The following is a 25,431-nucleotide window of genomic DNA, read 5'->3' as shown; positions in this document are numbered from 1 at the left end:
CATGCGCGCGTTCTTTCCGAGGGGAGGCGGGGCTGCCGGAGGGGCTTTGGCCAACTTTCGACCTCCCCCTACCCCTGGTGTGGTCCCCGCTATACCCCTCAAGCACCTAGCGAATTGGGATGTGCCTCAACGGCCGAAGCTGGCTTCCCAGATTCGATACAGAGCGTCCAGCGCCTTAGCGTGTTGGCACTCGTCACAATGCACCCCATGCTTGGGCTTGTTGAATTCAAAGAATGAGCGCTTTTGGCAACAGGTTCGACAAGTCCGCAGCGGTGTCACGATCGATTCCCTTCGGCCGGTTCATAGAAACGGCTCCAGTCGGGACATGGTCGCTCGATCTCTCGCCACATTTCGTTAGCCTCGCCTCGCAGTTCAGCCAGGTCACGCAGCAGCGCATTACAGCGGGGCATATTGCCCTGGTCGGCCGCCACTTCAACCGCTCGCCACGTAGCCTCTTCCAGCCGTGACAAGCGCCCCTCAAGCGCCGATAGCTGCGCCGCGTGGTATATGCGGGCACTCTCGTTGTACTGGGTGCACTGCGATAGCAGCAGGTCATACCCGTCCATGAGCCCCCCTAGGGCATAGGGATCTTCGCTTTCGGCCCTTCGTTCATAGGTCCGCCGTCCGGCGCAGCCCGAGGAACTCAACACCTTTGGTGGTGCGCTTGCGTGTGATACCCGGGATAGCGACAAGCGCCGCGTAGAACTGGGTCCGGCCGAGGATGCGCGTAATGCACTCAGCGCGGCACCAGCCCTCATACAGGCCGTACGCGTCGACCCCGGTTATGCGGTGCGAATCTCCGCCCAGTACAGCAACCAGGGGGAAGAAACCTGCGAGGCTATCGATCGGCCTTGCTGCGCGATCCGATTGCCGATCTAGCTTTTCCCGCTCCGCCGCTCGCTGTGCATCACGCTTTTCGGAACGCTCGCGCGAGGCAGCGGCATTGACCTTGTCGTCAATCAGAGACTGTTGCGCACACTGCTCGGAGTACCAAGCCTTCTGAGCCTCTGTCAGCCGTCGAGCCGCCGTAGCCTTTAGCGGGGCTATCGCGGTGCCACGCCGGAATGCGCGGTCAAATGCCCGATGGTCTACAGCGCATAGCGGGATGTAGTGCGCCGGGTCATCGGACCAGACATAACCCTCTGCTTCGCGCTGCTTTTCGTCGCGGTGGTCATAAGCCCAGTGATCGGCGGTCACGCCGCACCATTCACAGACATGCGTACGGGCTTTTCCTCTGACATCGTCAATGCGGCGATGGGCTTGGAAGTATTGGGAGCGTGCACTCATTGGCGTCCTTTGTTTGCCTGGGAATGACAAAGGGTCCCGGTCGCGTGGACTTCTGCCGCACGGACGCCAATCCGCAGCAGAAGTACCGGCGCGAACCGGGACCCTTCGTCGGCATGCTGTAACCCTGCATGCTCGGGTGTACACGAGGCCCGGGAATGTCGGCGTCCGACCGGGCGTGTTCACACGTCCCAAATTTGGGAGGTGGAGCTAGTGCGAGAGGCCCTCAGTCCGCCGGGAAGTGTTTGGGCGCGGGATTCCCGCTCGCTACCTTCATTAGAGAGGGCTGCTCTAGTTATTTGCCATTTTCCGGGCCCTGACGGTTGACGAAACGAACCCATTTTTCGGTACCGCTATAGAACTTCTTATGCGGTACTGGAAAATGGGGTCTATTCGTCATCCATCATCGGTGCTGGTCTGAGCTTGATCATTCAGAGCGTGCATGACGAATACGCCGAGCCGCTGTACGGCCGTCTGAGGGCATGAGAAAGCCCCGCCCGGCAACAGGGGCCGAACGGGGCTGCAAGGGGCTCTCGGTGGCTCACACGGCCGCTCTTGCGCCGTCGCTACTCGCCCGTTGCTGTGCTGCGCGTTGCCGGACACAACAAAGGGCCCCCGCCGGGATCGCTCCGAACGGGGGCCCCACTGCCTTCAGTTACTCAGGGCGCTCCAGGTCGGCGATACGTGTGAAGCCTGCCCACGCGTAATGGAACCGATCCGCCGTCACCTTGGTTCGCCCGGCACCGAACTTCTGCCGCACACATACGCCGTCCAGTGCCAGTGCCAGCAAGCCCCGGCGCTCGTCTTCGGTCGCAGCCTGCCAAGCCTCTTGGATTAGCTCAGCTTCGAAGAGAAAGCCAACTTCCACCGTCGGCTCCGGCAGCGCGTTAAGGGCCTGCTCGGTCGCTCTAACGGTCTGTTCGGCTTCCGCCAGCAAGCCGGGGAAGTATTCCGCCGCCGGGCCGCTGAACTCCCCCCGCTTGTAGCGGGCGTCGAGCAGATCCCGCAGCGCCGCTTTTGCGTTTTCCACCTGCTCTTCAAGCCCCTTACGCTCGCTCACCGCGTCGGGCCGGTGAGTTGCCAACCAGCGGGAAGCCACGGCCAGGACAAGCGCGTCATCCGGCTTGCTGGTCGTAAGCCGGTTCACGAATGCTGCGAATACGAAGTCATCGGCGTACTTCGCCATTACAGAAGCCGGAGCAGTGCACGGCCGACCGCCAAGCGTCTTGTGTGTGCAGTTGTAGGAAACGCCGCGCCGAACCATTTTCCGTCCGCATCCGGCGCAGTAGAGAAGCCCGGAAAGCAGATGCCGGGGCACGCTGCGTACGCCACGGCGCGCGGGGCTACTCGCTCCCCCGAAGAGCTTGGTACGGCCCTTGACTGCCTCACGGGCGCGCATCTGCTCAGCCTCGCTGACAAGCGCTTCGCCGACACTGACGCGCCGTCCTTCGGAATTTCGGTGAATCGGGTCGTCTCGCTCAAGCCACTTTGAGGACGGCTGGAGCCCTATGTACGCGGGATTCTTAACCACTCGATAAACGTACTGCGGCGACCAGTTCCCGCCGCTCGGGCACGGAATTCTCTCAGCGGTAAGGCGTGCCGCAATTGTCGGGGCAGTCGCCCCTTCGTTGACGTCAGAAACGATGCGCCGGATCACGTCGGCTTTCGTCGGGCCGCCAGGCTGCTCGGGGATTGCCGGGGCGTTGTCAGCGACGAGCTTCCGCCCCTTGGTTTTCTTGAGCCCGTAGGGAACGCGCGGGGCCAGCCAATAGCCTTGATCCTTCGAGTAGCGCCAGGAGTCTGTCACACGGTCAGAAAGCTGGTCGCTGAACTCCTTCGCGTCTTCCGCCCGCCACATGATCATGCGACGGTCTTTCGGTTCGCTGGTGTCGAGATTGTCGGCGCCGAAGAAGATTCGCCGTCCTTCGAGCCGTTCCATAATGGTGAGAACGGCCAGCGCACCGCGACGGCTGAAACGGTCGAGCTTGTACGACCAGAGGCAACGGATTTCTCCGGTCTCCAGCGCGTTTAGGCCAGCATCATAGCCGGGCCGCTTGACGTCCTTCGACCCACTGATGCCGTGGTCCACCCATACGTGCCGGGGTGCGTACCCGTTCCACTTGGCCCAGCGGATGCCGTCCTCGATCTGCTGGCCGACGCTCAGTTCTGTGTCTCGTTGACCCTTCCGGGCGACGGATTTCCGGGCGTAGATATCGAGGTCCCCCTTCGGGTCAATCGTCTTGTGTGGCGTCGTCATCGGCCGGAACGTCGGAACGCTCACGGGCCCCCCTTGCGTCCTGGTGAGACCCGGCAGGTCAGCGGGCTTGCTGGCACTGGAGCGTAACGGCTTGCCGTTGCTGCTCATGTCTTCACCGGATGCAAGCAGACGGGGGTGCTGGAGGAGGCGGTGCGGCGGCTGAAGGCCCTGTCGGCCTGACGTCACGCCGCCACGCCGGGCACCGCGAAGTCGTACCCGCTCGGCCGCGCCCTGCTCGCGCGTACACCCCGCCCCTTGCAAGGTGCGGGGTGTGACCCACACCAGTACTTCCACCCGGGGTGTGACCCACGCCGGCACCTCCCCCCTCCCCCGCCCCGCGGGGCCGGAGCCCGGGATCCGGGGCCGGGCCCGCCCTCGACTGCCCCAGCCGACGGCGGCCGGCACCGCCGTAGGCCTGTTCGCCGCCGCCCGGCTGGCCGGCGTGGCCGTGCTGGCCGCGACCGCCTGGGCCACCGGCCGGCAGCCGCTCGCGCTGCTCGGCCGGTCCTGGGACTCCCTCTGGTACCTGGAGATCGCCGCGCACGGCTACGGCCGCACCCTCGCCCTCCACCCGGGCGTCGTCCACAGCGACCTGGCGTTCTTCCCGCTCTACCCGGCGCTGGTGCGCCTGGTGACCTCACTCAGCCCGCTCGGCGGGGGCGCGGCGGGTCTGGTGGTGTCCTGGCTGGCGGCCGCGGTGGCGGCCTGCGGGATCTACCGGTGCGGCGCCCTGCTGTACGGCCGGGCGGTCGCCTCCGTGCTGGTCCTGCTGTGGGGGCTGCTCCCGCACTCGGTCGTGCTGTCGATGGCGTACACCGAACCGGTGCTCACGGCGTTCGCGGCCTGGTCGCTGTACGCGGTCCTCACCCGTCACTGGCTGTGGGCGGGCGCGCTGGCCGCGCTCGCGGGGCTGTCCCGGCCGAACGGCTTCGCGGTGGCCGCGGCCGTCCTCGCGGCCGCGGCCTGCGAGGTCTGGCGCGAGCGCCGGCACCTCGGCCGGGTTTCCCACAGGCTGTGGATGGGTGTGGCGCTCGCCCCGCTCGGCTGGACCGCGTACGTCCTGTGGGTGGGCCGGCGGAAGGGTGACCTGCTCGGCGGCTACTTCGAGGTGCAGCGTCTGTGGGGCTCACGCTTCGACCTCGGACGCGGCGCGCTCCGCTTCGTCCACCATCTCCTGCTGCACGGGGGCCGCTTCGTCTTCCCGATGACGATGGTGATCGTCGCGGCGGCCGTCCTCCTCTACGCGCTGCTCCTCGCCGACCGCGCCCCGCTGCCCCTCCTCGTCCACAGCGGGGTACTGCTGCTGGTCGCCCTCGGCGGTTCGGGATTCTTCGAGTGCAAGCCGCGCTTCCTGCTGCCCGCCTTTCCGCTGCTGCTGCCACCGGCGCGGGCGCTGGTACGCACGGCGAGAGCCCGGCCCTGGCACGCGACCGTGGTGGTCGGCGCCCTGGCCGGGCTCTCGTTCGCTTACGGCGCGTACCTGGTAGTGATCGCGCACACGCCGCTGTAGGACTCGGGGGCGGACTACGCCTCGCCGTCCTCGGGGTCCTCCGTGTCGTTGACCTCCTGCTCGAGGCCGAACTGCTCGACGAGCCACTTGTCGAACTCGATGGCGGCCCGCACCCAGCTCACCGTCGACGACACGAAGTGCTCCAGGGCGACTCCGGTGCCGATCAGCATCTGGGCCTCGCCGATGAGGCGGACGGTGCCGTCGTCGTGCGTGTGGGTGTAGACCTTGGGCCACAGCGTGCGGCGGTTCCAGTCGTCGATGGACTCCAGCAGCTGGGGCTTCTCGTCGATCTTGTGGGGCCGGTCGTAGAAGGTCCGTACCGAGAAGACCTGCTGGTCGGCCTCGCCGCGGAACATGAAGTACGTGCGGAACTGCTCCCAGGGCGCCGCGAGGTCGCCCTCCTCGTCCACGACGTACTTCAGCTCCATCTGGTCGAGGAGCTGCTTCACGAGGTCCTGATCCGGGACGACGGGGCCCGCCGGTCCTTGCGGCTGCGGCTCGGGCTGGCCCCCGAAGTTCGGAATCGAGGACGGGTCGATGGTCACCGTGATTTTCCCTTCGTACGGATCCTGCCATCCTCCCCCATGCGGGGCGGGGAGTGGCAACCCCGGACGGGGTCTGTCGCGCGGTACTGCCATGATCTGGTCACCGATGGCAGGGGGGTGGCGCGAGTGCGCAAGCTGTTGTGGGGCCTGTGGTGGCTGTGTCTGGTCTTCACGGTCGCGGTCGGGGGGTGGTTCGTTCGGGGGATGTTCACCTCCGGGTCGAGCGACGACCCCTCCGACACCGTCAACGAGGTCGGCTGCGCCGAGGCCATGCGGTTCGCGGGCGCCTCGATGCCCGAAGGCACGAGCGAGGAGGACTGCACCTCGTACAGCTGGCAGGACCAGGCGTACGACGGCACGTTCCGTATGCCACGGTCCGCGGTGCGGGGGTGGCTGGCCACGTCGTTCCCCGACGCCGAGCGCCCGGCGACGTGCGACGGGGACCTGTGCGTGATCGTCAGCAACGACCCGAACGACGAGGACACGACGGGCGCCTACGACGTGAGCGTCAGCGTGCGCTACGAGGGCGAGTCCCCGGGGAACACCGCCCTCGTCACGTTCGAGGCCTCCACGTACTGAGCGTCACGCCTCACGCCTCACCGCGTCACCGCGTCACCGCGTCACCGCGTCACCGCGTCGCGCGGAGCGTTGCAGCGTCTTGCCGGTCGCCGGCCCGACGAGCAGCCCGTCGCCGAAGGCGTCCACGCGGACCGTGTCGCCGTCCTTGACCTCGCCGGAGAGGATCTCCTTGGCGAGGCGGTCGCCGATGGCGGTCTGGACGAGGCGGCGCAGCGGGCGGGCGCCGTAGGCCGGGTCGTTGCCCTCGTCGGCGAGCCAGGCCAGGGCCTCGTCGGTGACCTCCAGGGTGAGGCGGCGTTCGGCCAGGCGCTTGGCGAGACGGTCGATCTGGAGACGGGCGATCCGGCTCAGCTCCTCCTTCGACAGGGCCGAGAAGACGACCAGGTCGTCGAGCCGGTTGAGGAACTCCGGCTTGAAGGACACCCGGACCACCTCCAGCACCTGCTCCTTCTTCTCTTCCTCGCTGGTGACCGGGTCGACGAGGAACTGGCTGCCCAGGTTCGACGTCAGCACCAGGATGGTGTTGCGGAAGTCGACCGTGCGGCCCTGACCGTCGGTCAGGCGGCCGTCGTCCAGCACCTGGAGGAGGATGTCGAAGACCTCCGGGTGCGCCTTCTCCACCTCGTCGAGGAGTACGACGCTGTACGGGCGGCGGCGGACCGCCTCCGTGAGCTGACCGCCCTCCTCGTAGCCGACGTAGCCGGGCGGGGCGCCGACCAGCCGGGCCACGCTGTGCTTCTCGCCGTACTCCGACATGTCGATGCGGATCATGGCCCGCTCGTCGTCGAAGAGGAAGTCCGCGAGGGCCTTGGCCAGTTCGGTCTTGCCGACGCCGGTCGGGCCGAGGAAGAGGAAGGAACCGGTGGGCCGGTCCGGGTCGGCGATACCGGCACGGCTGCGCCGTACCGCGTCCGACACGGCCCGTACGGCCTCGGACTGCCCGATGAGCCGCTTGCCGAGCTCGTCCTCCATGCGCAGCAGCTTCTGCGTCTCGCCCTCCAGCAGGCGGCCCGCCGGAATCCCGGTCCAGGAGGCGACGACGTCCGCGATGTCGTCGGAGCCGACCTCCTCCTTCACCATGGTGTCCTTGGCGACCTCCTCCTCGGCCTCGGACGCGGCCTCCAGATCGCGCTCCAGGTCCGGGATCTCGCCGTACAGCAGCTTGGACGCGGTGTCGAAGTCGCCGTCACGCTGAGCGCGTTCGGCCTGTCCGCGCAGGTCGTCGAGCTTCTCCTTCAGTTCACCGACCCGGTTGAGGGACTGCTTCTCCTTCTCCCAGCGGGCGGTGAGGCCGCGCAGCTCCTCCTCCTTGTCGGCGAGATCGCGGCGCAGCTTCTCCAGGCGCTCCCTGCTCGCGGCGTCGGTCTCCTTGCCGATCGCCAGCTCCTCCATCTTCAGCCGGTCGACGGCGCGCTGGAGTTCGTCGATCTCGACGGGCGAGGAGTCGATCTCCATGCGCAGCCGGGAGGCCGCCTCGTCGACGAGGTCGATGGCCTTGTCGGGCAGGAAGCGGGAGGTGATGTACCGGTCGGAGAGGGTGGCCGCCGCGACCAGCGCGCTGTCGGCGATCTGGACCTTGTGGTGGGCCTCGTAGCGCCCCTTGAGCCCGCGCAGGATGGCGATGGTGTCCTCGACGGTCGGCTCGGCGACCAGCACCTGCTGGAAGCGCCGCTCCAGGGCCGGGTCCTTCTCGATCCGCTCCCGGTACTCGTCGAGGGTGGTGGCACCCACCATGCGCAGCTCACCGCGCGCGAGCATGGGCTTCAGCATGTTGCCGGCGTCCATGGCGGAGTCCCCGCCGGCGCCGGCCCCGACGACGGTGTGCAGCTCGTCGATGAAGGTGATGATCTGCCCGTCGGAGTCCTTGATCTCGGCGAGAACGGTCTTCAGCCGCTCCTCGAACTCGCCCCGGTACTTCGCCCCGGCCACCATGGCGCCGAGGTCGAGGGCGACGAGCCGCTTGTTCTTGAGGGACTCGGGCACGTCCCCCTTCACGATCCGCTGCGCCAGCCCCTCGACGACGGCGGTCTTGCCGACGCCGGGCTCGCCGATGAGGACGGGGTTGTTCTTGGTGCGGCGGGACAGCACCTGCACCACCCGCCGGATCTCCTGGTCCCGCCCGATGACGGGGTCGAGCCTGCCCTCCCGCGCGGCGGCGGTGAAGTCGGTGCCGAACTTCTCGAGTGCCTTGTACTGCCCCTCGGGATCCGCGGTCGTCACGCGGCGCCCTCCCCTCGCGTTCTGGAAGGCCTCCTGCAGCTTCTTGGCCCCGGCCCCCTGCTGGGAGAGTACGTCGCCGGCCGCGCCGCCCTTCGCGGCGATGCCGATCAGCAGGTGCTCGGTGGAGAGGTAGTCGTCGCCGAGCTCCTCGGCGCGCTGCTGGGCGTCGGCGATCACGGCGAGCAGCTCGCGGTTGGGCTGCGGGGGCGCGACGGTGGACCCGGTCACGCTGGGCAGCCCGGCGAGCACGCGCTCGGCGCCGGTGCGTACGGCGGCCTGATCGGCGTCGACGGCGGCCAGCAGGTCGATGATGTTCTCGTTGTCCTGCCCCTGGAGCAGAGCGAGGAGCAGGTGGGCAGGGGTGAGGTCCGGATGCCCCTCCGACACGGCTTGGCTGCCGGCCGCGTTGATCGCGTCCCGGCTCCTGTTGGTCAGCTCGGCGTCCACGTTCGCTTTCTCCTCCTAGCGTCGGCTTTCTGCCGCGTTTCCCAGTGCTGGTCTCCCAGTGCTGACTCAGCCAACGTACACAAAGTTGAGTCTATTCCACTCAAGGAGGTGCCGGGAGGGCCTCCGAGCGGCTAAGTTCCCGGACATGGCCGCATACCCCCAGGACCCGGGCACCCCCGACCCCTCGTATCTCGCCTTCTGGCGGGAAAGACACCTGTGCACCCTGACGACACCCCGCCCGGACGGCACCCCGCACGTCGTGCCCGTCGGGGTGACATACGACCCCGAGGCGCGATTGGCTCGGGTGATCACGAACAAGGCGAGCACAAAGGCGGGAAACGTACTGGCCGCCGGCCCCGGCGGCGCTCCCGTCGCCGTGTGCCAGGTCGACGGCCGCCGCTGGGCGACGCTGGAGGGCCGGGCCTACGTCCGCACCGAACCGGATCGGATCGCGGAGGCGGAGCGGCGCTACGCCGAGCGCTACGAACGCGTACCCGCACCGAACCCGTCCCGCGTCGTGATCGAGATCGAGCTGACCCGGGCGATGGGGCGGGGCTGAGGGTGGGCCGCGGGCTCCGAGTGACGGTTTCCAGTCACCCCTGAGCGAACCGATACCCCGAAATATCCCGTAAAACTGCAGCGGCGTCACCGTGTTCAGGTCACGGTGACGCCGCTGCGGGGGGAAGTACCTGAGCGATCTGTTACGACGGGGGAATCGCGTCAGGCACTGCGGGGGGTGGCAGAGATGGCCCTGATGTCGGGAACATCCGGCTCCGTAAGCCGGTGGTCCCGCTGGTCCAGGTTCACAAAGATCATTCCGTACCGGATGGCACACCGCACAGGCTGCGGCGCCCCCCGAGGCCGCCGCAGGCACCGGTACGCCCGTACGTCCTCCTCGTCGTCCCGCGTGACGACGACCGGCTCACCGAAGACTGTCACCATCAGCGAGTCACCCTGGTGGGGGATGGCGGTGACCAGGTCGATGAAGTGCCAGCCGGAGCGGTAGGCCGTGGCCATTTCGCGACGGAAGGAGCGGTCGTCGGGTGGGGTGGTCACGTCAACTCCACGCGCTGTCATCTGTGCCGACAGAAGTATCGCCCGCGGCGTCGGTGGCAGCCACGAACGACCAGGCACTGTCCGCTCGCACGTCACTCTTCGCGCCAGAGAGGCCACTCAGCGTTCCGAAGGCCACAACGGCGGAGAAGGCGGCGACAAGCACCGAGCGAAGCATTCTCTTACGCATAGTCGGCTTCGTCCTCACTTGAAGGTCCCCTCACTCCCCCGTCGAGTAAGACGATGGCTCATTCGGGCACGTCATGGCCACACGATCGGTGCATCATGTTCCTGCATGTTCAGGACCCTGGGGGGTGGAGATTTGGCAGCGAATCGGACTAAAGCAGCGCATCCCCATGCGGTGACGGAGCTGTGCGAGGAAGGAAGTCGTCTTTACGCGAATGCACTCCGCACGGGACGTATCGCCCGCACCGACGCGGAGCCGGCCCCTTGCCTGATGGAGTTCGCCCTGCTCCACCCCGATCCCGACGACGCGAACTGGCTGCGTCCGGTTCCCCCGTCGGTCGCCCTGGCCCAGCGGCTCAATCCCATTGAACGCGAGATCACCGAACGCAGGCGGTTGTCGATCGAGATGGCCGACGCTTTCGAGCCGTTCATGGCGCTCAGCGCCCAGGTGACGGCGTCCACTCACTCGATCACCGTATTGGAGGGCCTCGACCGCATCAACGCGGCCCTCGACCTGGCGACGGCACAGTGCCGGAACGAGATGCTCACGGTCCAGCCGAGCCACCGCCACCCGGAACGCAGGCTCATCGAGGCGCTGGAACGCGACAAGCCGCTGACCGAACGAGGGGTGCGGATCCGGACCCTCTACCAGCACACGGCCAGGTACAGCCAGGAGAGGCTCGCCTGGGTCGACCATTTCACGGACGGCAAGGCGGAGTACCGCACCATCGACGAACTCGTCGAGCGCCTCATCATCTGCGACGAGACCGTCGCGTTCATCCCCACCCGCGACGACCGGCAGGTCGCCCTCGAACTCCGTCATCCCGGTCTCGTCCGGTACTTGATCAAGGTGTTCGAGTTCATGTGGAACCGGGCGGTCCCCCTGAACGCCGGTGCCCCCTACGAAACCGCCCCCGACGGCATAACGGATATCCAGCACTCCATCGCCAAACTCCTCGTGGAGGGCCACGTCGACGAGGCGATCGCCCGCCGCCTGGGGATGAACGTGCGCACGTGTCGAGCCCACATAGCCAAGCTGGCGACCGCCCTCGGCAGCGGCAGCCGCGCGCAACTCGGCTTCCTCATAGCCCAGTCGGGGATGCTGACGTCGGACCAGCCGATCACGGGGGGAGCCGACCGTTCGTGACCGGGGCTCACACGCACGGAGCGGAGGAGCTGTGCGCGGCAGGAGCGAAGCTGTACGAGCAAGCCCTGCGTGAAGGGCATGTGAGCAGTGCCGACGCCGAAGACGCGCCCTGTCTGGTCGACTTCGGTCTGCTGCACCCCGCCGTCACGGACCTGAACACTCTGGAGCCCGTCCCTCCGGCCGTCGCCCTCCACCGGATGCTGCGGACCGCCGAGGAACGCATCGCAAAGGAGCGGCGACGCGAGCAACAGCTGGCCGACATGTTCGAGCCGCTCATGCGGATCGACGGCCGTCACAGCGGAGGCTCGGACATCCCGACGGTCTGCGTGCTCAGCGGCCTCGACCTCATCGGCCGGGCCATCGGCCAGGCCATGGCCGACTCCTCGGGCGAAGTCCTCACCATCCAGCCCCACACCGGTCACACCCATGCGCCTGCGCCTCTCCATGCCGAAGCCTTCGCCCGCGACCAGGCGCTGCTCGACCGCGGTGGCCGCATCCGCACCCTCTATCAGCACACCCTCCGCCACGCCCCCTCCATCCTCGCCCGCTACGAAAGGCTGCGGGGCGACGTGGAAGCCCGCACCCTCGACGAGGTCACCCAGCGCCTGATCGTCGTCGACCGCACGGTCGCCTTCATCCCCGCCAACAAGGACCGCACGCTCGCCCTGGAGATCCGCCAGCCCGCCATCGTCGACTTCCTCGTCACCGCCTTCGTCCGCCTCTGGCGCCTGGCAACCCCCATGCACCCGCAGGCCGTCAAACAACCCACCCTCAACGGCATCACCCCCCGCCAGCGCGCCATAGCCACCCTCCTCGTCGAAGGACACACCGACGCCGTCATCGCCGACCGCCTCGGCATGAACGTCCGCACCGCCCGCGTCCACATCGCCAAACTCGCCACCACCCTCGGCAGCGAGAGCAGGGCACAGCTCGGCTATCTCATAGGACGGTCGGGGATCCTTGATCAGGAAGCGTGAGGCGGGGGATGTCGGGGGTGTGCGCGGGGCCGTCCAGGCCGACCTGGGCGATGCGGACCCCCAGTTGGGTGCGGCTCGCCGCGCCCAGGGTCTCCGACAGGCGCGCGATGTGGGCGCGGCAGGTGCGGACGCTGATGCCGAGGCGCTCCGCGATCACCGCGTCCTGGTGGCCCTCGGCGAGAAGCGCCGCGATGGACTGTTCGCGGTGGGAGATGCCCTCGATGCCGGTGTCGGGAAGGGGGGCGGTGAGGGGGATGGCCAGCCGCCACAGGCGTTCGAAGACCGTGGCGAAGTAGCCGACCAGGGCGGGATGGCGGAGCTCCAGGGCCATGGTGTGGTCGGCGTTCGCGGGGATGAAGGCGACCGTGCGGTCGAAGAGGATGAGGCGGTCGATGACCTCGTCGAGGGTGCGTGCCTCGACCGTGTCGCCCATCAGCTCCAGGTAGTTGAGCAGGCCCTGGCCGTGCCGGGCCACGTGGTTGTACAGGTCCCGCATGCGCACCCCGCGCCCGCGCAGCGCCAGCGCCCGGTGCAGGCCCTCCGACAGTTCGGCCTCGCGGCGGATGCCGCCCGGCTGCACCGTCAGCACCTCCGTCGTACACGCCTCCGTCGCCTCGTCCATCGCCGTCTGGATACGGGAAAGGCCGTCCAGGACCCGGATCGCGCTGCCCTCGGTCCCGGATGACGGCAGCCGGCCGCCCAGGCCCGCGTACCACTCGACGGCCGCCACCGCCGCGCCCACCCGCCGCTGGCTCGCGCTGACCTCGTCGTACACCCCGCGCAGCAGCCGGGTCATGACCTCCTGCGGTGCGGTCGGCACCAGCCAGTCCATGTCGTCGGGGTCCGGGTGCAGCAGGGCGAGTTCCAGGAGGCAGGGGACCAGGTCGGCGTCACGGCGTCGCACACGGCCGCGCCGTACGGCCCGGGAATACACGCGATCCCCGGTCCCGCACAGTCGGTCGGCACCGTGTGGATGCTCCTCCGTCCCGCGCCCGGCCATCGCCCAGCCCACCCCCGGTTGCAGCCTCTTCCGCAGGCGCCACTATGCGCGGACCGGACCTGCTCCGCAACACGGCTCCCCCCGCTACGACCATGGAAAACAACCGGTTCGCCCCGCTATCCGCCTACCTCCGCCCGTCGCACTGCAACAAGCTGATGGTGGCGCCCCGTGCCCTACGGGTACATCGCGGATCGGGGAGGGGGAGGCTCATGGGCCACCAGGCCGCCTCGACGGCCGCGGGTACTACTTCAGTCCGAGCGTCGAGCAGGCCGCCTTGTACTTGGCGGTGCAGATGTCGGACACCTTGTAGATGCCGTCCGCGACGACGGTCTCCTCGATGTTGTTCTGCGTCAGGGCGACGACGGTCACCAGCTGCGCGGGGATCTTCTTGTTCGTGGGGCTGTCGACCGAGTCCCGGGCGAGGGCGTCGAACTGGATGTCGTGCCCCTGGACCTTGGCGATGGCCATCTGCGCGGCGGCCTCGGCCTCGTCCGGGTACGACTTGTAGACGCTCATGTACTGCTCGCCGGAGACGATCCGCTGCACCGCCGAGAGCTCCGCGTCCTGGCCCGTGATCGGCGGCAGTTCGGTGACGCCCGCGGCCTCCAGAGCCTTGATGATGCCGCCGGCCATGGCGTCGTTGGCGGAGTAGACGCCGGCGATGTTGTTCTTGCCGATCTTCTTGATCGCCTTGGTCATGCTGGACTTGGCGATCTCCGGGCTCCAGTCCTTCGTGTCGTAGGTCGCGGCGATCGCCACCTTGCCGTTGAGCTCGGAGAGCGCGCCCTCCTTGAACTGCGCGGCGTTCGGGTCGGTGGGCGAACCGTTGATCATGACGATCTTGTCGGAGGTGTCGCTCATGGCCTCGGCCAGAGTGCGCCCCTGCACCTCGCCGACGAGCTCGTTGTCGAAGGAGACGTACCCGTCGATCGGGCCCTCGGCCAGCCGGTCGTAGGCGATGACCGGGATGCCCGCGTCCTTGGCCTTCTTCACCATGCCCGCGATGGCGTGCGAGTCGACGGCGTCGAGCAGGATGACATCGACCTTCTCGTCGATCATCTTCTGCATCTGGCTCGCCTGCGTGTCCTCGTCGGAGTCGGCGTTGGCGTACTCGGTCTTGCCCTGCTTGTTGGTGAGGGAGGCGACCTTCGCCTTGATGATGGGGTAGTCGAACTCCGCGTAGCGCGTGTTCGTCTTCTCCGGCATCAACACGCCCACCGTGACGTCGTTGCCCTTGGTCGGGCTCGCGTCGGTGCTGTCCCCCGTCACGTTCAGCATGCCGCAGCCGGCCAGCGAGAGGGTCAGGGTGGACGCGGCCACGGACATGGCGATACGGCGCATTCGGGAGCTCACTTCAGGTGCGTTCCGGACATGGGGGCGGCATGGTGACCCAGGTGTCTGAAAAGCCAACGCGTCGGCAACCATCGGCGTCAAGCGGAACTACTTAACGAGATAGCAACATCACGCTCCGCTTCGCTCAAACTCGATCGTGAAGACGAAGCGGAATCTTCTCCAAACGCTCTTTACGGACCCTCCACCCAACGGGAGTTCATGCGGGGGTAAAGATCCGTACAACCAACCCGCCTCCTCGCGAGTCGTGATCACGACGGGCTTCGGCCCCCGCCCCGATCCCGACCAGAGGACCGCATGAACCCAGCCAGACGACGCACGTCCACGGCGACCGCCGGCGCCGTCGTGCTCGCCACCACCGGTGGCCTCCTCACCGCCGTGGCCGCACCCGCGTCCGCCGCCACGACCTGTACCTCCCCGGTCTACAAGCGGCAGTTCTACGCGAACACCACCTTCTACGGCACTCCGAAGAGGACGGACTGCGACAGCGCGATCGACCAGAACTGGGGCACCAAGGCCCCGGCCTCCGGCCTGCCGACGAACAACTTCGGCGTCCGCTGGACGGTCACCCGCGACTTCGGCTCCGGCGGCCCCTTCACGTTCTCGGCCGCCGCGCAGGACGGCGTACGGGTCTACGTCGACGGCGTCCGCAAGGTCGACATCTGGAAGAACGTCTCGTCGACGGTGACGAAGACGGCCAACGTCACGATCCCGTCGGGCAAGCACACCCTGCGCGTCGACTACGTCAACTGGACCGGCTCGGCGAACGTCAAGTTCACCTACACGCCCCGCACTTCCGCGAGCGTCGACAAGGTCAAGCCGCTCGTCCCGACGGGGACTTCGGTGACGTACGACAAGACCACCGGCAGGGCGAAGGTCGCCTGGGCGAAGAACAAGGAGATGGACCTCGCCGGCTACCGCGTCTACCGGCGGCTGAAGGGCGCGGCGTACCCCGCCAAGCCCCTGGCGACGACCACCTCCACCTCGTACACCGACGCGACCGTGCCGAAGACCGGCGCGACCTACTACTACGAGGTCCGCGCCTACGACAAGGCGGGCAACGCGTCGGCGGGCACCGCCGACCAGGCCGTCGTCACCGTGGACAAGACGCCGCCCGCGGCACCCTTCGTCGAGATGGACGCGTGCCCGGTCGGCCAGCCCTATGCGGGCCCGGAGCTGGTCACCACCGCCCAGAACGCGGCCGACATCGCGTGGTACGAGATGCAGCGCCTCAACCCCGCGACCAACACCTGGAGCACCGTCTACTCCGGTGCCAAGGGCGCGATCTGCGACACCGGCCGCCCCGCCGACGGCACCAAGGTCACCTACCGCGGCCGGGCCCGGGACGCCGCCGGGAACTGGTCCGCGTACTCGGCCGCCACCACGTTCACCACCTCCGACCTGACACCGCCGGCGCCCGTCTCCAGCGTCCGGGTCGAGTACCGGTCGGGCATTCCCCACCTGGTGTGGTCCCCGGTCACCGGGGCCGCCTCGTACCAGGTCCTCCAGTACGACCCCTCGACCGGCGGCTACTCCGACGCCCTGCCCGGCAGCGGCGGCACCGCGCAGACCGACGTCGTACCGCGCCAGCTGCTCGCCGTCACCGACAGTTACCGGTACGCGGTGCGCTCGGTGGACGCCAAGGGCAACGCCGCCGCCCCGGCGGAGATCACCCTGGCGATGGCCGACCGGCCGCAGGCCATCGCCCCGTTCGAGACCCGCGCGGTCAACTACGGCGAGGGCGTGTCGATCGAGTGGAGCGGCGCCGACCCGTGGACCTTCGACTCGGACCAGCCGCTGCTCACCTACCGGATCGTCCGCACCGACAAGGCGACCGGCGAGAGCAGCGTCGTGACCGGGTGCAAGCCGAACAGCTCGCAGGACCTGCCGGTGACGGACCCCCACACGTACTGGACCTGGGCCGGTGACGACGCCCCCGCCTACGCCGGCCCCCAGCAGATCAACGGCGTCTGCCGGGACATCTCCGGCGCGTCCGAGACGACGTACGACTACACGGTCGTGACGATCGACCCGTACGGCCATGAGTCGGCGCCCGGTCCGGCCGGCACGGCGACCACGTCGGACACCGTACGTCCGGCGCCGGTCGAGAACCTGACGGCCGAACAGCTTCCACTCGGAGTCCGGCTGACCTGGACACCGCCCGCCGACGACGACGTGAGCGGCTATCACGTGTGGCAGAGCACGACCGACCCGGACACCGGCGAGACGGTCTGGGACTCCAACTGCTGGTCCAGCACCTCGATGTCGAAGACCGAGATCATCTGCCCGACGGTCCCCGACGGCGCCACCCACCTCTACCGGGTCGCCGCCACGGACGGCACCGCTCTCGCCGACCCGGACGACGTCGAGGCCTTCCACCCCGCCGAGGTCGCCGTCACCCTGCCGGACACCCGCCCACCGGGCTGGACCGGCACCGAGGTCCGTGACGGCCAGTACCCGCAGCTCTACGTCCGCTGCGGCGAGACCATCTACGACATGCCGTGCGGTGACTACACGGACTACCGCTGGGAGAAGTGGGACGCGGCCGCCGGCACCTGGACCACGTTCGCCACGGGCAAGGTGACCGACCCGGAATCCCACACGGACACCACCGTGCACGAGGACCTGCTCGGGCTGTACTACTACCGGGCCGTCTACATCGACCCCACGGGCAAGGAGGAGGTCGTCGAGCAGGTGGCGCACGGCATCTGGGTCTCCTGGCTCTGACCGCACACACGGCTCCGGCCGCACGGCTCCGACCACACACGAAGGGGCCCGGGAGATGTCCCGGGCCCCTTCGCACGCGTACCGTCGGACCGTCAGTCCGAGGACTGCTGCCGCTTCGGCCGCCACACCACCAGCGCGCTGGTCTGCTGGACCTCCTGGTACGGGACCAGGTCGCGCCGGTAGGAGGCGTGCACCGCGGCCTCGCGCTGCTGCATCGCGGCCGCCGCGCCGTCCAGGGCCGCTTCCATCTCCGCGATGCGGGACTGGAGGGCGGCGACCTGGTTCTCCAGTTCGATGATCCGCTTGATGCCGGCCAGGTTGATGCCCTCGTCCTGCGACAACTGCTGAACGGTGCGCAGCAGTTCGATGTCGCGGGCCGAGTAGCGCCGGCCCCGGCCCGCGGTGCGGTCCGGGGAGACCAGGCCCAGCCGGTCGTACTGGCGCAGCGTCTGCGGGTGCAGGCCGGAGAGCTGGGCCGCCACCGAGATGACGTAGACCGGGGTCTCCTCGGTCAGTTCATACGGGTTACGCCGACGGCCTTCCATCACTCTCAAGCTCCCTTCGCGGCCTCGAACAGCTCCGCCCGCGGATCCTCACCCGCGGTCGCCTCGCGATACGCCTCCAGTGCGTCACGAGCCTTCCCCGACAGGTCCGTCGGGACACTCACCTCGACGGTGACCAGGAGGTCGCCGCGGGTGCCGTCCTTACGGACCGCGCCCTTGCCGCGGGCGCGCATGGTGCGGCCGTTGGGCGTGCCCGGGGGCAGCTTCAGCGTCACCGGCGGGCCGCCGAGGGTCGGGACCCGGACCTCGCCGCCGAGCGCCGCCTCCGTGAACGTCACCGGGACGCTGACGGTGAGGTTGTCGCCCTTGCGGCCGAACACCGGATGGGAGTCGACGTGCACGACGACATACAGGTCGCCGGCCGGGCCGCCCCGCTCGCCGGGCGCGCCCTTGCCGCGCAGCCGGATGCGCTGCCCGTCGGTGACGCCCGCCGGGATGCGGACCTGCATCGTGCGGGAGGACTTGGCGCGGCCGCTGCCCTTGCAGTCCGGGCAGGGGTGCTCGGCGATCAGACCGCGGCCCTTGCAGTCCGGGCAGGGGTCCGTCAGCGAGAACCCGCCGCCGGAGCCCCGTGCCACCTGGCCGGTGCCGACGCAGGTCGGGCACACGCGCGGTGTGCCGTTCTTGTCGCCGGTGCCGGAGCAGGCCTTGCACGGCTGCTGCGAGGTCATCCGCAACGGGACCGTCGCGCCCTCGATCGCCTCCGTGAAGCTCAGCGTGACCTCGGTGTCGATGTCCTGGCCGCGCCGGGGCTGGGTGCGCGTGCCGGTGCCCGCGCCGCCCCGGTTGAACAGGCCCCCGAAGACGTCACCGATGCCGCCGCCGAAGCCGCCCGCGGAACCGCCGCCCTGGGCGCCGCCTCCGAAGAGGTCGCCCAGGTCGAAGTTGAAGGAGCCGCCGCCCGCGCCGGGCCCCGGACGGAAGCCGCCGTTGCCGAAGAGCGCGCGGGCCTCGTCGTACTCCTTGCGCTTCTTGGCGTCACCGAGGACGTCGTTCGCCTCTGAGATCTCCTTGAAGCGCTCCTCCGCCTTGGCGTTGCCCTTGTTGGCGTCCGGGTGGAACTCGCGGGCGAGCTTCCGGTACGCCTTCTTGATCTCGGCCTCGGTGGCGTCCTTGGGGACGCCGAGAACCTTGTAGTAGTCCTTCTCGATGAAGTCCTTGGTGCTCATCCCCGACGTCCCTCCTTCCTCATCCGTATCGCAACGTCAGCCCTCGTCCGGGCCACCGCTCTCCTTGTCGTCAGCCGTCTCGGCCGACTCGTCGGCCTTGACCGTCTGCGCTCCCGGCTGGGGTTCGGCCACCGCCACCCGCGCGGGGCGGATGGTGCGCTCGCCGAACCGATACCCGGGCTGCAGAATCGCCACGCACGTCGTCTCGGTGACGTCCGGCGCGTAACTGTGCATCAGGGCTTCATGGATCGTCGGGTCGAAGGGCTCGCCCTCCTTGCCGAACTGCTGCAGACCCATCTTCGCCGCGACGGTCTCCAGCGACTCCCCGACGGACTTGAATCCGCCGAGCAGTTCGCCGTGTTCCCGAGCGCGGCCGATGTCGTCGAGTACGGGCAGGAGCTCGGTCAGGAGGTTCGCGACGGCGATCTCCTTGACCGCGATCCGGTCGCGCTCGACCCGGCGGCGGTAGTTCTGGTACTCGGCCTGGAGCCGCTGGAGGTCCGCCGTGCGCTCGCCGAGCGCCGTACGCACCTGGTCCAGCTGGGCCACCAGTCCCGCTGTCTGGTTCGCGTCCCCGGCCGGGGCCGCCGCCTCCTCCGCGGAGGGGGTGGCGGCCTTCGGCTCGGCGTCGTCAGGGGTGGCGCCGGAGGGGACGTCGGGCTTCTCCTCGAAGCCCGGGGTCTCCTCCGTCACGCGGCACCGTCCTTGCGCTCGTCATCCACGATCTCGGCGTCGACGACGTCGTCGTCAGCGGCGGCGGCACCACCCGGGGCAGCGCCCTCCGGACCACCGGCGGCACCCTGCGCGGCCTGGGCGTCGGCGTACATGGCCTGGCCCAGCTTCTGCGAGACGGCAGCGACCTTCTCGGTCGCCGTACGGATCTCGGCGGTGTCCTCGCCCTTGAGCGCGGTCTTCAGCTCCTCGACCGACGCCTCGACCTCGGTCTTGATCTCGCCCGGGACCTTGTCCTCGTTGTCCTTGAGGAACTTCTCGGTCTGGTAGACGAGCTGCTCGCCCTGGTTGCGGGCCTCGGCGGCCTCGCGGCGGGCGTGGTCCTCCTCCGCGTACTTCTCGGCCTCCTGGCGCATGCGGTCGACCTCGTCCTTCGGCAGCGAGGAGCCACCGGTGACGGTCATCTTCTGCTCCTTGCCCGTGCCGAGGTCCTTGGCCGTGACGTGCATGATGCCGTTGGCGTCGATGTCGAAGGCGACCTCGATCTGCGGGACACCGCGCGGGGCCGGCGGCAGACCGGTCAGCTCGAACATCCCGAGCTTCTTGTTGTACGCCGCGATCTCGCGCTCGCCCTGGTAGACCTGGATCTGCACGGACGGCTGGTTGTCCTCGGCGGTGGTGAAGATCTCGGACCGCTTGGTCGGGATCGTCGTGTTCCGCTCGATGAGCTTCGTCATGATGCCGCCCTTGGTCTCGATACCGAGGGACAGCGGGGTCACGTCGAGGAGCAGGACGTCCTTGACCTCACCCTTGAGGACACCGGCCTGCAGGGCGGCGCCGATGGCGACGACCTCGTCCGGGTTCACACCCTTGTTGGCCTCGTTGCCACCGGTCAGCTCCTTGACGAGCTCGGCGACGGCGGGCATACGGGTGGAGCCACCGACGAGGACGACGTGGTCGATCTCGCCGAGCTGGATGCCGGCGTCCTTGATGACGTTGTGGAACGGCGTCTTGCAGCGCTCCAGCAGGTCAGCGGTGAGCTGCTGGAACTGGGCGCGCGTGAGCTTCTCATCCAGGTGCAGCGGGCCCTCGGCGGACGCCGTGATGTAGGGCAGGTTGATCGAGGTCTCGGTGGACGAGGACAGCTCGATCTTCGCCTTCTCAGCGGCCTCGCGGAGGCGCTGGAGGGCCATCTTGTCCTTGGCGAGGTCCACGCCGTGGCCGGACTTGAACTGCTGCACCAGGTAGTCGACGACGCGCTGGTCCCAGTCGTCACCGCCGAGGTGGTTGTCACCGTTGGTGGCCTTCACCTCGACGACGCCGTCGCCGATCTCCAGCAGGGACACGTCGAAGGTGCCGCCACCGAGGTCGAAGACCAGGATCGTCTGGTCGTCCTTGTCGAGGCCGTACGCGAGCGCGGCCGCGGTGGGCTCGTTGACGATACGAAGGACGTTGAGACCGGCGATCTCACCGGCTTCCTTCGTCGCCTGACGCTCGGAGTCGTTGAAGTACGCCGGGACGGTGATGACCGCGTCGGTCACCTTCTCGCCCAGGTAGGCCTCGGCGTCGCGCTTCAGCTTCTGCAGGATGAACGCGGACATCTGCTGCGGGTTGAAGACCTTGCCGTCAAGCTCGATCTTCCAGTCCGTGCCCATGTGACGCTTCACGGAGCGGATGGTCCGGTCCACGTTCGTGACCGCCTGGCGCTTGGCGACCTCGCCGACGAGCACCTCACCGTTCTTCGCGAAGGCGACGACGGACGGCGTGGTCCTGGCACCCTCGGCGTTGGTGATGACGGTGGGCTCGCCGCCCTCCAGAACGCTGACGACGGAGTTAGTCGTGCCCAGGTCGATGCCGACCGCACGTGCCATGGTGATTTCCTCCAGCTGACTTGAGTGGAACGGACTCAAGTGTGCACGAAGGCCCCCGCCCGGTCAACAGAGCTGAGTCACACGGACTCAACTCTTATCCGTTCCTTACACGCAACTGGGGCCTGACCTGCGCCGATGTGGTCCGCCGCGCATGAGGCACAGCTCGCCGCGCACTGGGCGGAGGGAGCCGCAGCAACCCGAGTACGACGACCAGCGCCACCCCCGCCACCCACAGCACGGCGCTCGCGCCGATCCACCCGGCGTGCGCCAGCACCCCGACGAGCACCGCCGAGAAGGCGCCCGCGCCGAGCACCACGGTCGCCCCCTGCGGGGTGAGCCCGAGCCGCCGCAGCCGGTGGCCGAGATGGTCGGGCCCGCGACGCAGCAGCGGCCGCCCGGCGACGCGGCGCGCCAGGACCACGAGAACGACGTCGGCGCTCGCGACCGCGGTGAGCGCGAACAGCACGCCCGCGCTGGGGGCGAGCGCGTACCCGCTCCGGGTGAGCACGGCGGCCGAGGCGAGCATGAAGCCCGTGAACAGCGACCCGCAGGCCCCGAGACCGACCCGCGCGGGATGCCAGTTGTGCATGAGGAAGCCGGTCAGCGCGGCGGCCAGCACGCTGAGCAGCACCGCGAGCCCGTCCATGACCTCGGCGGCGGCACAGGCGCCCACCCCGAAGGCGGTGACGACCCCTACGGTGCCCGCGAGGCCGTCGGCATGGTCGAGCCCCTTGAAGGCGACCGCGACCCACACGATCCACCCCACGGCCAGCAGCCCGCCGGGCACCCCTGTCTCCCGGTACGGAACGACACAGGCCGCCGCCACGGCCGTACCGATCACCAGGAAGCGCGCCTTCAACCGCCACACGTCTCCGACCAGCCCGAGCGCGGCGACCGCGACGCCCGCGACGAGCAGCTCCCCGACCCCGACCCCCAGCGGGGCGATCCCCGTCCCCTCGCCCGCCGCGGCGACGGCGCAGGTGGCGACCACGACGGCCGCTCCCCCCAGCAGCGGCACCGGCCGCTGCCGCCGTCGGTCGAGGATCCCGAGCCGGCGAGCAGGCGTTCGGAGCATCGCCGCGAGCAGGGCGGCGAGGAGCAGGGCGGCGGTGGCGGCGGCGATCCCGTAGAGCACGGATATAAGTTAGGGGTAAATGTATCAATTTGGTACGAATAACACGATCGGATCCGCGACGGATCGCGCGACCGGATCCGACCGGATCGTGAGGCAACCCTCAGCGACGCAGATCACCGAGCGGCTGACTACAGTGCGGCGGAGGATGCGGGTAGTCTCAGACGGACTGCATAAGTTACCGCTTAGTAATCTCGCTCGAGAAAACCCTCGCAGGCCCGAGGAGCCCCGAAATGCAACTCGCCGCGATCATCGTGTCGCTGGTTCTGATCGTGGTCGGCGTGGCCCTGTTCGGCCGCGCCCTCCTGCAGATCTACAACTTCATGCGGCTCGGCCAGAACGTGCCCGCGGGCACCCGCACCGACGAGCCCGTCCAGCGCACCGTCACCGTGGCCAGGGAGTTCCTCGGTCACACCCGGATGAACCGCTGGGGCATCGTCGGTGTCGCGCACTGGTTCGTGGCGGTGGGCTTCTTCTCGCTGCTGCTGACGATCGTCAACGCCATCGGCCAGCTGTTCCAGGCCGACTGGATCCTGCCGGTCATCGGCGACTGGGCGCCGTACAACGTCTTCGTCGAGTTCATCGGCACGATGACCGTGCTCGGCATCCTGACGCTCATCGTGATCCGCCAGCTGAGCAAGCCGAACAAGCCGGGCCGCAAGTCCCGCTTCGCCGGCTCCAACTTCGGCCAGGCGTACTTCGTCGAGGCCGTCATCCTCATCGTCGGCGTCTGCATCTTCATGCTGCACGCACTGGAGGGCGCCCAGCACCACGTGGACGGCTACGAGTCCTCGTTCTTCATCTCGTACCCGGTGGTGTCGTGGCTGGAGGGACTGGACGTCTCCACGCTCCAGAACCTCACCTACTTCTTCGCGGGCCTGAAGATCGCGACCTCCTTCATCTGGATGATCACGGTCGCCCTGAAGACCGACATGGGTGTCGCCTGGCACCGCTTCCTGGCCTTCCCGAACATCTGGTTCAAGCGGAACGCGGACGGCGCCACCTCGCTCGGCGCGCTGCTGCCGATGACCTCCGGCGGCAAGCCGATCGACTTCACCGACCCCGGTGACGACGACGTCTTCGGCGTCTCCCAGGTCGAGCAGTTCTCCTGGAAGGGCCTGCTGGACTTCTCCACCTGCACCGAGTGCGGGCGTTGCCAGTCGCAGTGCCCCGCCTGGAACACGGGCAAGCCGCTCTCCCCCAAGCTGCTGATCATGTCGCTGCGCGACCACGCGCACGCCAAGGCCCCCTATCTGCTGGCCGGCGGCGGCAAGACCATGGAGGGCGAGGAGAAGGGGTCCGAGGAGCAGCTGGCCGGTGTGCCGGCCGCGGCTCTGGCGGAGGCCGAGCGCCCGCTCATCGGCACCGCCGAGGAGAACGGCGTCATCGACCCGGACGTCCTGTGGTCCTGCACCACCTGCGGCGCCTGCGTCGAGCAGTGCCCGGTGGACATCGAGCACGTCGACCACATCGTCGACATGCGCCGCTACCAGGTCATGATCGAGTCCGCGTTCCCGTCCGAGGCGGGCACGATGCTCAAGAACCTGGAGAAGAAGGGCAACCCCTGGGGCCTGGCCAAGAAGCAGCGCCTGGAGTGGACGAAGGAACTCGACTTCGAGGTCCCGGTCGTCGGCAAGGACATCGAGGACCTGACCGAGGTCGAGTACCTGTACTGGGTCGGCTGCGCGGGCGCCCTCGAGGACCGCGCGAAGAAGACCACGAAGGCCTTCGCCGAGCTGCTGCACATCGCGGGCGTCAAGTTCGCGATCATGGGCGGCGACGAGAAGTGCACCGGTGACTCCGCCCGCCGCCTCGGCAACGAGCCCCTGTTCCAGGAGCTCGGCATGGAGAACGTGGCCGCGCTGAACATGGCGTTCGGCGAGGAGACGGACGACGAGGGCAACGTCACCGAGGAGTCGCGGAAGCCCAAGTCGGCGAAGAAGATCGTCGCGACCTGCCCGCACTGCCTCAACACGATCGGCAACGAGTACCCGCAGCTCGGCGGCGACTACGAGGTCATCCACCACACCCAGCTGCTCCAGCACCTGGTGGACGAGGGCAAGCTGGTCCCGGTGACGCCCGTCGAGGGGATCATCACCTACCACGACCCCTGCTACCTGGGCCGCCACAACAAGATCTACACGCCTCCGCGCGAGATCATCGCCAACGTCCCGGGTCTGCGGAACGAGGAGATGCACCGCCACAAGGAGCGCGGCTTCTGCTGTGGCGCCGGTGGCGCGCGGATGTGGATGGAGGAGCGGATCGGCAAGCGCATCAACAACGAGCGCGTCGACGAGGCCCTCTCCCTCAACCCGGACATCGTCTCCACCGCCTGCCCGTTCTGCCTCGTCATGCTGACCGACTCGGTCAACGGCAAGAAGAACGAGGGCAAGGCCAAGGAGTCCGTCCAGGTGGTGGACGTGGCCCAGCTGCTGCTCGAATCCGTGAAGACGCCGATGGACCCGGCGGGCGAGACGGAGGCGGAGAGCGAGCCGGAGCCGGAACCGGTGAAGTAGCCCCTCGCCCCTTCGGCCCAACCGATACCCCCGTGACCGGCCGGTCACGGGGGTATCGGCTTTCCGCTTCGGCCCCGAAGTCGAGAGGTGCAGTCGGCGAGAACTCGAACAAGCACCGGCCCCTCGTACAACCCTCACCCCTCACCGCAGGTCTCCTGATCACAGGTCCGCCCGGTAAACGGAGAGACAAGCTCCGGCAAACACGGACGGTCCGTACCTCATCGCC

At 68.4% G+C, this 25,431-nt stretch carries 20 protein-coding genes; 7 read left to right on the top strand and 13 right to left on the bottom strand.

The window, feature by feature from the left end:
- Nucleotides 1–275: 275 nt before the first annotated feature.
- The 3 genes from ACFY16_RS12310 to ACFY16_RS12300 form a co-directional block, all read right to left on the bottom strand.
- Nucleotides 276–566, bottom strand: coding sequence for a hypothetical protein (locus ACFY16_RS12310; protein WP_390647014.1), 291 nt, complete (start codon nt 564–566; stop codon nt 276–278).
- Between the two features lie 43 nt (nt 567–609).
- Nucleotides 610–1,197, bottom strand: coding sequence for a hypothetical protein (locus ACFY16_RS12305; protein ID WP_390647013.1), 588 nt, complete (start codon nt 1,195–1,197; stop codon nt 610–612).
- A 742-nt stretch (nt 1,198–1,939) separates the two neighbouring features.
- Nucleotides 1,940–3,649: a recombinase family protein gene (locus ACFY16_RS12300; protein WP_390647012.1), complete on the bottom strand. Its 1,710-nt coding sequence runs from the start codon at nt 3,647–3,649 to the stop codon at nt 1,940–1,942.
- Nucleotides 3,650–3,812: 163 nt separating this feature from the next.
- On the opposite strand from ACFY16_RS12300, the gene ACFY16_RS12295 reads away from it, so the two are divergent.
- Nucleotides 3,813–5,051, top strand: a complete 1,239-nt coding sequence (locus ACFY16_RS12295; protein ID WP_390647011.1) for a glycosyltransferase family 39 protein — start codon at nt 3,813–3,815, stop codon at nt 5,049–5,051.
- Between the two features lie 14 nt (nt 5,052–5,065).
- On the opposite strand, the gene ACFY16_RS12290 is transcribed toward ACFY16_RS12295, so the two are convergent.
- Nucleotides 5,066–5,596, bottom strand: coding sequence for a YbjN domain-containing protein (locus tag ACFY16_RS12290; protein ID WP_390647010.1), 531 nt, complete (start codon nt 5,594–5,596; stop codon nt 5,066–5,068).
- A 126-nt stretch (nt 5,597–5,722) separates the two neighbouring features.
- Here ACFY16_RS12290 and ACFY16_RS12285 point away from each other — a divergent pair, with 126 nt between their 5' ends.
- On the top strand, nt 5,723–6,175 hold the full coding sequence (locus ACFY16_RS12285) for a hypothetical protein (protein WP_390647009.1): 453 nt from the start codon (nt 5,723–5,725) through the stop codon (nt 6,173–6,175).
- A 33-nt stretch (nt 6,176–6,208) separates the two neighbouring features.
- Here ACFY16_RS12285 and clpB read toward each other — a convergent pair whose 3' ends face one another.
- Entirely contained in the window at nt 6,209–8,842 is a 2,634-nt protein-coding gene (gene clpB, locus ACFY16_RS12280) for an ATP-dependent chaperone ClpB (protein ID WP_390647008.1), read from the bottom strand.
- Nucleotides 8,843–8,987: 145 nt separating this feature from the next.
- Here clpB and ACFY16_RS12275 point away from each other — a divergent pair, with 145 nt between their 5' ends.
- Complete coding sequence (locus ACFY16_RS12275; protein ID WP_390647007.1) at nt 8,988–9,401, top strand: pyridoxamine 5'-phosphate oxidase family protein; 414 nt, start codon at nt 8,988–8,990, stop codon at nt 9,399–9,401.
- A gap of 161 nt (nt 9,402–9,562) precedes the next feature.
- On the opposite strand, the gene ACFY16_RS12270 is transcribed toward ACFY16_RS12275, so the two are convergent.
- Nucleotides 9,563–9,859: a (2Fe-2S)-binding protein gene (locus tag ACFY16_RS12270; RefSeq protein WP_390647253.1), complete on the bottom strand. Its 297-nt coding sequence runs from the start codon at nt 9,857–9,859 to the stop codon at nt 9,563–9,565.
- 331 nt (nt 9,860–10,190) lie between these two features.
- Here ACFY16_RS12270 and ACFY16_RS12265 point away from each other — a divergent pair, with 331 nt between their 5' ends.
- Nucleotides 10,191–11,228, top strand: coding sequence for a helix-turn-helix transcriptional regulator (locus tag ACFY16_RS12265; protein ID WP_390647006.1), 1,038 nt, complete (start codon nt 10,191–10,193; stop codon nt 11,226–11,228).
- Nucleotides 11,225–12,205, top strand: a complete 981-nt coding sequence (locus tag ACFY16_RS12260) for a LuxR C-terminal-related transcriptional regulator (protein WP_390647005.1) — start codon at nt 11,225–11,227, stop codon at nt 12,203–12,205. Before ACFY16_RS12265 ends, ACFY16_RS12260 begins: the two co-directional genes overlap by 4 nt.
- On the opposite strand, the gene ACFY16_RS12255 is transcribed toward ACFY16_RS12260, so the two are convergent.
- Both ACFY16_RS12255 and ACFY16_RS12250 read right to left on the bottom strand, forming a co-directional pair.
- The gene (locus ACFY16_RS12255) at nt 12,168–13,205 is read right to left on the bottom strand and encodes a LuxR C-terminal-related transcriptional regulator (protein ID WP_390647004.1); all 1,038 of its coding nucleotides are present in this window, start codon (nt 13,203–13,205) and stop codon (nt 12,168–12,170) included. The genes ACFY16_RS12260 and ACFY16_RS12255 overlap by 38 nt on opposite strands.
- Before the next feature lie 243 nt (nt 13,206–13,448).
- A complete protein-coding gene (locus tag ACFY16_RS12250; RefSeq protein WP_390647252.1) occupies nt 13,449–14,546 on the bottom strand; it encodes a sugar ABC transporter substrate-binding protein in 1,098 nt (365 codons plus the stop codon).
- A 306-nt stretch (nt 14,547–14,852) separates the two neighbouring features.
- Here ACFY16_RS12250 and ACFY16_RS12245 point away from each other — a divergent pair, with 306 nt between their 5' ends.
- Entirely contained in the window at nt 14,853–17,282 is a 2,430-nt protein-coding gene (locus tag ACFY16_RS12245) for a PA14 domain-containing protein (RefSeq protein ID WP_390647003.1), read from the top strand.
- Nucleotides 17,283–17,374: 92 nt separating this feature from the next.
- Here ACFY16_RS12245 and ACFY16_RS12240 read toward each other — a convergent pair whose 3' ends face one another.
- The 5 genes from ACFY16_RS12240 to ACFY16_RS12220 all read right to left on the bottom strand — a co-directional run bounded on the left by ACFY16_RS12240 (nt 17,375) and on the right by ACFY16_RS12220 (nt 22,692).
- Entirely contained in the window at nt 17,375–17,827 is a 453-nt protein-coding gene (locus tag ACFY16_RS12240; protein ID WP_390647002.1) for a heat shock protein transcriptional repressor HspR, read from the bottom strand.
- A 5-nt stretch (nt 17,828–17,832) separates the two neighbouring features.
- Nucleotides 17,833–19,014 (bottom strand): molecular chaperone DnaJ, encoded by a 1,182-nt coding sequence (gene dnaJ / locus ACFY16_RS12235; protein WP_390647001.1) that lies wholly within the window; start codon nt 19,012–19,014, stop codon nt 17,833–17,835.
- Between the two features lie 36 nt (nt 19,015–19,050).
- Nucleotides 19,051–19,707 (bottom strand): nucleotide exchange factor GrpE, encoded by a 657-nt coding sequence (gene grpE / locus ACFY16_RS12230; protein WP_390647000.1) that lies wholly within the window; start codon nt 19,705–19,707, stop codon nt 19,051–19,053.
- On the bottom strand, nt 19,704–21,557 hold the full coding sequence (gene dnaK / locus ACFY16_RS12225; RefSeq protein ID WP_390646999.1) for a molecular chaperone DnaK: 1,854 nt from the start codon (nt 21,555–21,557) through the stop codon (nt 19,704–19,706). Before dnaK ends, grpE begins: the two co-directional genes overlap by 4 nt.
- A gap of 94 nt (nt 21,558–21,651) precedes the next feature.
- The gene (locus ACFY16_RS12220; protein ID WP_390646998.1) at nt 21,652–22,692 is read right to left on the bottom strand and encodes an MraY family glycosyltransferase; all 1,041 of its coding nucleotides are present in this window, start codon (nt 22,690–22,692) and stop codon (nt 21,652–21,654) included.
- Nucleotides 22,693–22,922: 230 nt separating this feature from the next.
- Between ACFY16_RS12220 and ACFY16_RS12215 the strand changes: the two genes are divergently transcribed.
- Complete coding sequence (locus tag ACFY16_RS12215) at nt 22,923–25,205, top strand: (Fe-S)-binding protein (protein ID WP_390646997.1); 2,283 nt, start codon at nt 22,923–22,925, stop codon at nt 25,203–25,205.
- Nucleotides 25,206–25,431: the final 226 nt, after the last annotated feature.

This window comes from Streptomyces sp. NPDC001315 (assembly GCF_042896175.1).
GTDB lineage: Bacteria > Actinomycetota > Actinomycetes > Streptomycetales > Streptomycetaceae > Streptomyces.
Note: the sequence above shows the minus strand (reverse complement) of the source record. Positions and strands in the feature narration are given on the sequence as shown.

Bases quoted from the DNA above. Each gene is read 5' to 3' on its own strand.
- ACFY16_RS12240 (WP_390647002.1), bottom strand. From the start codon at position 17,827: ATGGAAGGCCGTCGGCGTAACCCGTATGAACTGACCGAGGAGACCCCG.
- ACFY16_RS12275 (WP_390647007.1), top strand. From the start codon at position 8,988: ATGGCCGCATACCCCCAGGACCCGGGCACCCCCGACCCCTCGTATCTC.
- ACFY16_RS12255 (WP_390647004.1), bottom strand. From the start codon at position 13,205: ATGGCCGGGCGCGGGACGGAGGAGCATCCACACGGTGCCGACCGACTG.
- ACFY16_RS12300 (WP_390647012.1), bottom strand. From the start codon at position 3,649: ATGAGCAGCAACGGCAAGCCGTTACGCTCCAGTGCCAGCAAGCCCGCT.
- ACFY16_RS12310 (WP_390647014.1), bottom strand. From the start codon at position 566: ATGGACGGGTATGACCTGCTGCTATCGCAGTGCACCCAGTACAACGAG.
- ACFY16_RS12245 (WP_390647003.1), top strand. From the start codon at position 14,853: ATGAACCCAGCCAGACGACGCACGTCCACGGCGACCGCCGGCGCCGTC.
- dnaK (WP_390646999.1), bottom strand. From the start codon at position 21,557: ATGGCACGTGCGGTCGGCATCGACCTGGGCACGACTAACTCCGTCGTC.
- dnaJ (WP_390647001.1), bottom strand. From the start codon at position 19,014: ATGAGCACCAAGGACTTCATCGAGAAGGACTACTACAAGGTTCTCGGC.
- ACFY16_RS12265 (WP_390647006.1), top strand. From the start codon at position 10,191: ATGTTCAGGACCCTGGGGGGTGGAGATTTGGCAGCGAATCGGACTAAA.
- ACFY16_RS12215 (WP_390646997.1), top strand. From the start codon at position 22,923: ATGCAACTCGCCGCGATCATCGTGTCGCTGGTTCTGATCGTGGTCGGC.
- ACFY16_RS12270 (WP_390647253.1), bottom strand. From the start codon at position 9,859: ATGGCCACGGCCTACCGCTCCGGCTGGCACTTCATCGACCTGGTCACC.
- ACFY16_RS12250 (WP_390647252.1), bottom strand. From the start codon at position 14,546: ATGCGCCGTATCGCCATGTCCGTGGCCGCGTCCACCCTGACCCTCTCG.